This window comes from Pseudomonas sp. NBRC 111140, assembly GCF_001320885.1.
Classification (GTDB): domain Bacteria; phylum Pseudomonadota; class Gammaproteobacteria; order Pseudomonadales; family Pseudomonadaceae; genus Aquipseudomonas; species Aquipseudomonas putida_P.
In genome coordinates, this window is sequence record NZ_BCBQ01000023.1 from 62,565 (window position 1) to 71,422 (window position 8,858).

The 8,858-nt window shown below is 59.9% G+C and carries 8 protein-coding genes; 4 read left to right on the top strand and 4 right to left on the bottom strand.

Annotated elements, in window-relative coordinates; all coding sequences use genetic code 11:
* The first annotated feature begins 179 nt into the window (after positions 1-179).
* Positions 180-1,100, top strand: coding sequence for a GlxA family transcriptional regulator (locus APH42_RS10215; protein WP_171577226.1), 921 nt, complete (start codon positions 180-182; stop codon positions 1,098-1,100).
* A gap of 31 nt (positions 1,101-1,131) precedes the next feature.
* Here the strand turns inward: APH42_RS10215 and zapE are convergent, their stop codons facing one another.
* The 3 genes from zapE to APH42_RS10230 all read right to left on the bottom strand — a co-directional run bounded on the left by zapE (position 1,132) and on the right by APH42_RS10230 (position 4,321).
* Positions 1,132-2,226 carry a cell division protein ZapE gene (gene zapE, locus APH42_RS10220; protein WP_012274078.1) on the bottom strand — a complete coding sequence of 365 codons (1,095 nt, stop codon included), beginning with the start codon at positions 2,224-2,226 and terminating at the stop codon, positions 1,132-1,134.
* Positions 2,227-2,310: 84 nt separating this feature from the next.
* Positions 2,311-3,660: a tryptophan--tRNA ligase gene (locus APH42_RS10225; protein ID WP_060493236.1), complete on the bottom strand. Its 1,350-nt coding sequence runs from the start codon at positions 3,658-3,660 to the stop codon at positions 2,311-2,313.
* A 25-nt stretch (positions 3,661-3,685) separates the two neighbouring features.
* Positions 3,686-4,321, bottom strand: coding sequence for an alpha/beta hydrolase (locus tag APH42_RS10230; RefSeq protein ID WP_012274080.1), 636 nt, complete (start codon positions 4,319-4,321; stop codon positions 3,686-3,688).
* A gap of 135 nt (positions 4,322-4,456) precedes the next feature.
* Between APH42_RS10230 and APH42_RS10235 the strand changes: the two genes are divergently transcribed.
* Positions 4,457-4,894, top strand: a complete 438-nt coding sequence (locus tag APH42_RS10235; protein ID WP_012274081.1) for a YhcB family protein — start codon at positions 4,457-4,459, stop codon at positions 4,892-4,894.
* 59 nt (positions 4,895-4,953) lie between these two features.
* On the opposite strand, the gene APH42_RS10240 is transcribed toward APH42_RS10235, so the two are convergent.
* Entirely contained in the window at positions 4,954-6,150 is a 1,197-nt protein-coding gene (locus APH42_RS10240; protein WP_060493237.1) for a methionine gamma-lyase, read from the bottom strand.
* Positions 6,151-6,277: 127 nt separating this feature from the next.
* On the opposite strand from APH42_RS10240, the gene APH42_RS10245 reads away from it, so the two are divergent.
* Entirely contained in the window at positions 6,278-6,757 is a 480-nt protein-coding gene (locus tag APH42_RS10245) for an Lrp/AsnC family transcriptional regulator (RefSeq protein ID WP_012274083.1), read from the top strand.
* Positions 6,758-6,869: 112 nt separating this feature from the next.
* The coding region (locus APH42_RS10250; RefSeq protein WP_060493238.1) for an S-type pyocin domain-containing protein at positions 6,870-8,858 on the top strand (1,989 nt) is incomplete at its 3' end.

Sequence of the window (8,858 nt, forward strand, 5' to 3'; positions counted from 1 at the left end):
GCTGCAAAGCAGCCCCGCTGTTACATGGGGTAGACACAATCGCCAAAAAATAAGACGATCCAGCCGGTGATTGACCACTCTACCCTATAAGAACAATGACAATGATGTTTACCCAACCCTCCGCGTCGCTGCGGCGCGTCAGCATCCTGGCCATTGACAAGGTGTTTGCTTCGACCTTGATGCAGGCCAAGGACTTCTTCCACCTCGCCAGCCTGCGCTACAGCAAGCAGCTGGGCCTGGGTTTGCAGCCCATGTTCGAAATCCGCCTGGTGAGCCCCGACGGCCAACCTGTGGACAGCTTCAGCAATGTGCAGCTACCGGTCGATGGTGGCCTGGACGACGCCGATGTGATCATTCTCCCGGCCTACTGGGATGACTTCGACAACCTCCTGCAACGTTACCCGCAGGTGCTGCCGTGGCTGCGTGAGCAGCACGCGCGTGGCGCGGTGCTTTGCGCCGAGGCCAGTGGCGTGTTCTGGCTGGCCGAGTCGGGCCTGCTCGACGGCAAGGAGGCCACCACCTACTGGCGCTTCTTCAGCAGCTTTGCCGAACGCTTCCCGAAGATCCGCCTGAACCAGGACAAGCACCTGACCGATGCCGACAATATCTATTGCGCCGGCGGTGCAACTTCAGCCTGCGACCTGTACATCTACCTGATCGAGCGCTTCTGCGGTGCCAACGTGGCCCGTGCGGTGTCACGCGACATTCTTTACGAAGTGCAACGCAACTACACCCCGGGGCGCATGGGCTTTGGCGGGCAAAAACTGCACCAGGACCTGATCATCCTGCAGATTCAGCACTGGTTGGAAGAGCACTTCGCCGACAAGTTCCGCTTCGAAGATGTGGCCCGCAACCACGGCATGAGCATCCGCAACTTCATGCGCCGGTTCCAGGGCGCAACGGGTGACAAGCCGCTGCACTACCTGCAACGGCTACGCATCGAGACAGCCAAGGGGTTGTTGTCGAGCACGCGCAAGAGCATCAAGACCATCAGCTACGAGGTCGGTTATGACGATGCCAGTTTCTTCGCGCGGCTGTTTCGCCAGCACACCGAGCTGTCACCAAACCAGTATCGGCAGCAGTTCATGCAAGAGGCTTGAGGCCAATGGGGCCGCTTTGCGGCCCCCAAATTTATGGCTTGTGCGCGCGCGACAGGAATTCGTGCGACTGCATCTCCAGCAACCGGCTCAAGGTACGCTGGAACTCGAAGCTCAGGCGCCCACCGGTATACAGGTCCTTTAGTTCCACCTCGGCCGAGATGATCAACTTGACGTTGCGGTCGTAGAACTCGTCCACCATATTGATGAAGCGACGGGCGATGTCGTCGGTGGTAACGCCCATCTGCTCCACGTTGCTGAGCAACACGGCGTGGAAGATCTTGCCCAGTTCGATGTAGTCGTTCTGGCTGCGCGGCCCGTCGCACAGGGCGCGGAAGTCGAACCAGGCGACGTCGTCGCACGTACGCAGGGCATTGATCGGGCGGTTCTCGATCATCAGCACGTCGTTCTCGACCGCCTGGGTGCACTCAGGGGTCAGCGCCTTGAAGCTGGCACGCATGCTCTGATGCGCCGCATCATTGAGCGGGAAGTGGAACAGTTCGGCCTGTTCCAGATGACGCAGGCGGTAGTCGACGCCGCTATCCACGTTCACCACGTCGGTGTACTGCTTGATCATGGCGATGGCCGGCAGGAAGCGCGCACGTTGCAGGCCGTCTTTGTACAAGCCGTCCGGCACGATGTTGGAGGTGGCCACCAGCGATACGCCGTTCTTGAACAGTTCTTCCATCAGAGTGCCGAGGATCATGGCATCGGTAATGTCCGACACGAAGAATTCGTCGAAGCAGATGACCTTGGCTTCTTCGCTGAAGCGCTTGGCGATGATGGTCAGCGGGTTCTTCTCGCCCTTGAGGGTTTTCATTTCCTCGTGCACGCGCTTCATGAAGCGGTGGAAGTGCGTGCGCATCTTCTGCTTGAATGGCAGCGCTTCATAGAAGGTATCGACCAGGTAGGTCTTGCCTCGCCCTACCCCACCCCAGAAGTACAGGCCCTTGACCGGGGTCTGCTCCTTCTTGCCGAACAACTTGCCGAACATGCCTGGCTTATTGTTCTGCGCCTGCACCAGGTCGTCGTACAGGCGCTGCAGGTGACGCACCGCAGTTTCCTGCGCCGCGTCATGGAAGAAGTCGGGACGTTTCAGATCTGCTTGATAGCGTTCTAAGGGAGTCATGATTCGTTAGCGAGGCAACAAAAAACGGGCCGTCACTGTAGCGACAGGCCCGCTTAATGGCAATCAGACTTGCGTCAATATGCCTCAGTCCTGCTGTGGTGCCAGGGCATCACGCAGGCTTTGAATGGCCACATCACGGGCTTCGGTGCTGTCGAACTGCGGCCCGTCGGCAACCTGCTCGCCATTCAGCCACAGGCCGAAGCTCAGGCCTTCAACCCGTACATCGGCCTCGCCACCCTGTTGCAGCTGCTTGCTCACGGCGCCGGCGCTCTTGCCGTCGGCAAAGCTGCGCGACAGCAGCAGTTGCTCGCCGTCAGCGGCCAGCAGGCGGAAGCGGAAGCTGCCATCTTCGTCACGGAAGCTGACAAAGCGCGCACTCTTGGCGGCTTTTTTCTTCACTTCGGCAGTGGCCTGCACGCCAGTACGGAACGAACGCAGGCCAACGGCTTCGCGCAGTTGCTCGAGGAACGGCGTGGCAATCTTGCGGGCCTTGGCGGCGCCGGCCAGCAGGATGTCTTCCAGGTCCGCCGGGCGGGCGATCAACTGGTGGTAGTACTCGCGTTTTTCGGCCAGTTGGCCATCCAGCAACTGGAACAGGCGCTGCTTGGCATCGCCCCAGCCCAGACCCTGCAGCAGCTCTTCACGGAAGCCGGCGCATTGCTCCGGCGTCGAGAAAGCCTGGTACAGGGTGAACAGGTGCGAGTTGTCCGGGTCTTTCGCTTCGCCTGGCGCGCGCGAGTCGGTGACGATGCGCGAAATGGCGTCCTTCATGTCCTTGGCGCTGGTGAACAACGGGATGGTGTTGTCATAGCTCTTGGACATCTTGCGCCCATCCAGGCCGGGCAGCGTGGCCACGCTTTCTTCGATCACCGCTTCTGGCAGGGCGAAGAAGTCCTGGCCCTGACCGAACAGGTGGTTGAAGCGTTGGCCGATGTCGCGGGCCATTTCCACGTGCTGGATCTGGTCACGGCCAACCGGCACCTTGTTGGCGTTGAACATCAGGATGTCGGCAGCCATCAGCACCGGGTAGCTGAACAGGCCCATGCTCACGCCGGCGTCCGGGTCTTCGCCGCTCTCGACGTTCTTGTCCACCGAGGCCTTGTAGGCATGGGCACGGTTCAGCAGGCCCTTGGCGGCAACGCAGGTCAGCAGCCAGGTCAGCTCGGGGATTTCCGGGATATCGGACTGGCGGTAGAAGGTCACCTTGTCTGGGTCCAGGCCACCGGCCAACCAAGTGGCGGCGATTTCCAGACGCGAACGTTGAATGCGCTGCGGGTCGTCGCACTTGATCAGGGCGTGGTAGTCGGCCAGGAAGTAGAACGAGTCGACACCGGGCTGCTGGCTGGCACGGATCGCCGGGCGGATGGCGCCGGCGTAGTTGCCCAGGTGCGGTGTGCCGGTGGTGGTGATACCGGTAAGAATGCGCGTGGTCATGGGTGTTCGCTTATTCAGGCTTGGCTCAGTTCGAAAGGCGCGGCAGCAGCAGATCCTTCAGATCGGTCAGCTTGCCATGGAAGAAGTGTCCGCATTCTGCCACTTTCAGCAGCTCATGGGGGCGCGACAAGCTGTCGGACCACTCGTAAACCAGCTGCGGTGCGACGACTTCGTCGGCGTCCGGTTGCACCACGGTGATCGGGCAACGCTGCGGCACCGGGAACTCGGTGGTCAGGCGCATGACGGCGGGGGCGATCATGAACAGATGCTGCAACTGCGTGCCTGCAGCTTCCAGGCGCCCAGCCAGACTGGTGGCCACGAAACCACCGAACGAGAAGCCCATCAGCACAAGTGGCAGCTCGGGGTGTTTGGCACGCAGCCAGGCGGCAGCGGCCTCGGCATCGGCCACTTCGCCAGCGCCCATGTCATGGCTACCGGCGCTCTGGCCAACACCACGGTAGTTGAAACGCAGGGTCACATAGCCGGCATCACGTGCGGTGCGCTGCAGGGTCGAGACCACCTTGTTGAGCATGGTGCCGCCCTGGACCGGGTTGGGATGGCAGATCAGCACCGCGCCACGGGCGTCGGCCACGTCCAGGTACAAGGCTTCCAGCTGGCCGCTGGGGCCATCGATGAACAAGGGGGTTTCGCGGACAAGCAAGGCACTACTCCGTGACCTCGGGAAGGGTCGATTCGTCTAGGTGAGGAATTCTGTTCTGATTTGCGATCGCTCGCGGTATACAGCGCAGGTCTGAGCCGTTAACGTAAAGCAAAGCCGTTTATAGAGGAAGGACTCGTGGAACTCTCGCTCCTTGTTTGGTTGTTGCCAACCCTGGCCCTGGTCATCGGTGTGGCGGTCGGTTTCATCGTTGCCCGCCTGCTGCCCAATGCGGCGCCGAGCAACACCCAGCGCCAACTGGATGATATCCAGAAGCGTTTCGACAGCTACCAGAACGAAGTGGTCACCCACTTCAACAGCACCGCCATGCTGGTCAAGAAACTGACCCAGAGCTACCAGGACGTACAGGATCACCTGGCCGAAGGCGCCAACAGCCTGGCCCTCGACGACGTCACCCGCCAGCGCCTGCTGGCTGCGCTGCATTCCGAAGCGCCGCAAGGCCCGCGTGACCGCCTGACACCGCCGAAAGACACCGCCGAAGTGCCACGCGACTATGCGCCAAAAGCGCCGAACTCGCCGGGCATGCTCGACGAGAGCTACGGGCTCAAGCGTTGATCGGCTGAACATGAAAAAGGCCTCGCAAGAGGCCTTTTTTGTGGGCTGGTACAGGCTGCCTATTTGCAAGCCTGCAATGCCTGCTCGACATCCGCCAGCAGGTCTTCCACATCCTCCAGCCCCACCGACAACCGCACCAATCCTTCCGATATGCCGTGATGCGCCCGCTCCTGCGGCGTGTAACTGGAATGCGTCATGCTCGCCGGATGCTGCGCCAGCGATTCGGCATCACCCAAGCTCACCGCCCGTGCAAACAGCTGCAGCGCATTCATGAAGCGCCGCCCGGCGTCGATCCCCCCCTTGAGCTCGAAGGCAATCATCCCACCCGGCAAGCGCATCTGCCGCTGCGCCAGTTCGTATTGGGCGAACGACGGCAAACCTGGGTAGTGAATAAGTTCCACCTGCGGCTGCCGCGCGAGGAACTGCGCCACCTGCAAGGCGTTGGCGCAATGGCGGTCCATGCGCAGGGCCAAGGTCTTGATACCGCGCATCAGCAGCGACGCGTCATGCGGCGACAGCACCGCCCCGGTCATGTCCTTCAGCCCCTCCAGGCGAATGCGGTCGACCAGCGCCTTACGCCCCACCACCAGGCCCGCCGTGATATCACCATGGCCACTGAGGTACTTGGTCGCCGAATGCACCACCAGGTCCGCCCCAAGCTCCAGCGGCCGCTGCAGGTACGGCGTGCAATAGGTGTTGTCGACCACCACAAGTACATCACGCCCTCGTACTGCCTCGACGACCGCCGCTATATCCACCAGTTGCATGTTGGGGTTGGCCGGCGTTTCGAAGTAGATCATCCGCGTTTTGCTGTTGATCGCCGCTTTCAGGGCCTTGGCATCGTTGAGGTCGACATGGTGGATCTTTACCCCGAACTCGCCAATGCCGTGATGCAGGAAAGCGAACGTGCAGCCATACAAAGTACGCCCGACAATCAGTTCATCGCCAGGCCGCAGCAAGGTCCAGATGGTCGAAGTGATCGCGCCCATCCCCGACGCCAGCGCCAGCCCCGCCTCACCGCCCTCCAACGAAGCCATGCGTTGCTCGAGCAAGGCCAGGGTCGGGTTGGAGATGCGGCTGTAGAAATGCCCCGTTTCCTCCCCGGCGAAGCACGCAGCGCCGTATTCGACAGTGGGGAAGGCATAAGTAGCGGTCTGGTACACCGGTGGCACCAGGGCACCACCGTGGGAAAGCGGGTCGTAGCCATGGTGAATGGCCCGCGTGGAAAAACCGGTGTTGTTATGGGAGTCGCGCATGGCAACAGCCTCTTGTGGTTTGTTATAAGCTTATGCCACCGGGCTGCCCGATTTTTTCCAAATTGGCCCACGCATACGCGTGCTTGTTGGAACGAAAACAATAATCAACGGACCAGGAGGGCAAAACATGCCTTCAAGCCTCGATCGCACCGACCGCGCCCTGCTGGCTGCCTTGCAGGACAACGCCCGCCTCACCATCGCCGAGCTCGCCGACCAGGTGGCGCTGACCACCTCGCCCTGCTGGCGACGGGTCAAGCTTCTGGAAGACAACGGCTACATCACCGGCTACCAGGCCATCCTCTCGCCCAAGTCGCTGGGGTTTGGCGTGACCGCGTTCGTCAGCATCATGATGGACTCCCACACCAAGGACATGGCGCTGGCGTTCGAGCAGCGGCTGATGGAAATCCCCGAAATCGTCGCCTGCCACAACATCTCCGGGCGCTATGACTTCTTGCTGGAGATTCTGGCGCGGGACCTGGAGTCGTTTGGCGAATTTACCCGGGAAGTGCTGCAACGGCTGCCGGGGGTGAAGGAGATCTATTCGAGTTTTTCCTACAAGGCGGTGAAGGAGAAACGGGTGATACCTGTGTCGGAAAAACACATCTAAGACAGATCTTTCCGAGTGCCAGGAAGCTTCCTACCGATTGACAGGCCGGAGCTGACATACCGCGAATTCAATATACGTAAAGCTAGCCCGTGTAGTGACCAGGAGAACCTACATGGCACGGGACAACACGTATTATCTCGATGAAGCGCTGTACATCAGTGCGCAAGCACCAACAGGTGCCGAACTAAGTTTGATTGGTGGCGGTGGTGGTGGACCGGGCGCAGGTGGCTGGGGGCTAAGCGATGGTTATCCACGCGGGACCAGCCCAACCAAAAATGACATCGCACGGGTCATTTCCACTCGCAGGGTGCTGACAGAAGAGTTTCAGATTATAGAGAAGGACTATTCAGACAAATATGCCCACGAAGTAAATCAGATCCCTGAAACCATTGCTGCACTGAAAGCCCAGATCAAAGCCGAGGCGAACAGTGCAAACGGCGCGGCCTCCACACTTTCAACAGAACAACAAATCCTGTCGTCACGCATCAGTCAGATTCGTGACGGTTATTTGCAGATTTTACCCGACGCCAATAACTACTTTGGCGTACCCGCATTCTACAAGCGCGGCGATTCAATGATGAGCCGGTTTCTGGACCCGGGCTTCTTCGCAGCAACAACAGGCCAGGAGCTCGGTGTGGAATGGGCCACAAGGCTGCAGAGGGCTTGGGATGGCACCTACCGTTTACACATCGAAGCTCAAAAGCACCAAGCGCTGGCAGACGAACTTGAGGGCCTCGCAAGGCAAGTGGATCAGGAGGAGCTCAACCACCAGCCTCTAAATCTGCTGGAAATGATCGCGCGTCGAACAGCTCAGATTCACGCAGAGCGGCAAATACATTTCGATTGTTTACCCAACGTTCTTCAGCATGAGTTAGGGCAAACCGTCATTGACGACGCGCTCACGCTTGTTCAAACCCTCAGTGCCTACCTTGCAACCGCTGCTGCCTTGGTGCAGGCCAAGCAATCGCAAATTCCGGCGTACCATGATCAAAACCCCCGCATCAACGCCCCCCTGTCGAAGCCTCAACTTGAAGGGCTTTTGCATCTTGTAGATGAACAACGATTACGCCGGGCCGGCCCGCGCTGGCAGGAATACCACCTCACACTGGCGCTAAACGAATCGATCAGATTCCTGGGCGTATATGCAGGTGCCACGCAAAACCTGATGCAGCGCGCCGCTGAAGTGGAGAACCTCCAAAGTCAATTCGCCGCACAAGAAAAAGCTGCACGCCAGCAGGCCGAAGCTGCGCGCTTGGCTGCAGAAGCCGAGCGGCAAAGGCAAGAGGCTCTGCGGCGGAGCATTTCCTATATCAATGAAGCGCGTTTGGCGGGACTGACGCCTGCCGTAATCCCCATTGGTGCTACCTCTTTTGCAGTAGCCGAAGCGGCTTACTCGGCTTTGGGTGAAGCAATCACGGCCGCGATTGCCCGCCTTGTTGCTACGACTATCCCTTCGCTTGCAGTAGGCACACTTGCGATGGCCTGGCCGTCAACGCTGGGTAACGGTGAGCGCCGTTATCTTATCAGCACCCCGCTGGCCAGCCTTACGCCACCCGGTGGGCCTGACCTTGCAACCTTGGCAGCGTCATCAACCAGCATCGACCTGCCGTATCTGCTGGCTGGATCCGAGCACGAAAAAGGCATGGACCTATATGTAGTGGCTGGGGGCAAGCCGGTACCAGTACGCGCAGTGACATTCGACACTGAACGTCAGGTCTACAGCCTGGCACTGGATAATCCGCAGCGGATTCTCACCTGGACACCCGCCAGCGCGCCGGGCGGTGAAGATGGAAGTTCTACCAGCTTGCCGCCAGCGCCGCCCGGTACCGTCGTTTACACCGGCAGTACCCTGAACCCCGTCAGTACCGAAACAGAGGGTTACCCGGCGCTGGATTTGCTGGACCAGGAACGGCTGATCATCACCTTCCCCATGGACTCGGGTTTACCGCCTATTCTGGTGGTGTTCAAAAGCCCGCGATATGAGCCTGGTATTGCTACAGGGCAGGGCTCGCACACCAATGGTGTCTGGCTCGGTGAGGCAGCAAGGCTGACCGGGGCTGCAATTCCGACACAGATTGCAGATGCGCTTAGAGGTAGAGAG

Excerpts from the sequence above, each read along its gene's own strand:
- APH42_RS10215 (WP_171577226.1), top strand. The coding sequence starts at position 180 with ATGCAGGCCAAGGACTTCTTCCACCTCGCCAGCCTGCGCTACAGCAAG.
- zapE (WP_012274078.1), bottom strand. The coding sequence starts at position 2,226 with ATGACTCCCTTAGAACGCTATCAAGCAGATCTGAAACGTCCCGACTTC.
- APH42_RS10225 (WP_060493236.1), bottom strand. The coding sequence starts at position 3,660 with ATGACCACGCGCATTCTTACCGGTATCACCACCACCGGCACACCGCAC.
- APH42_RS10240 (WP_060493237.1), bottom strand. The coding sequence starts at position 6,150 with ATGCGCGACTCCCATAACAACACCGGTTTTTCCACGCGGGCCATTCAC.
- APH42_RS10245 (WP_012274083.1), top strand. The coding sequence starts at position 6,278 with ATGCCTTCAAGCCTCGATCGCACCGACCGCGCCCTGCTGGCTGCCTTG.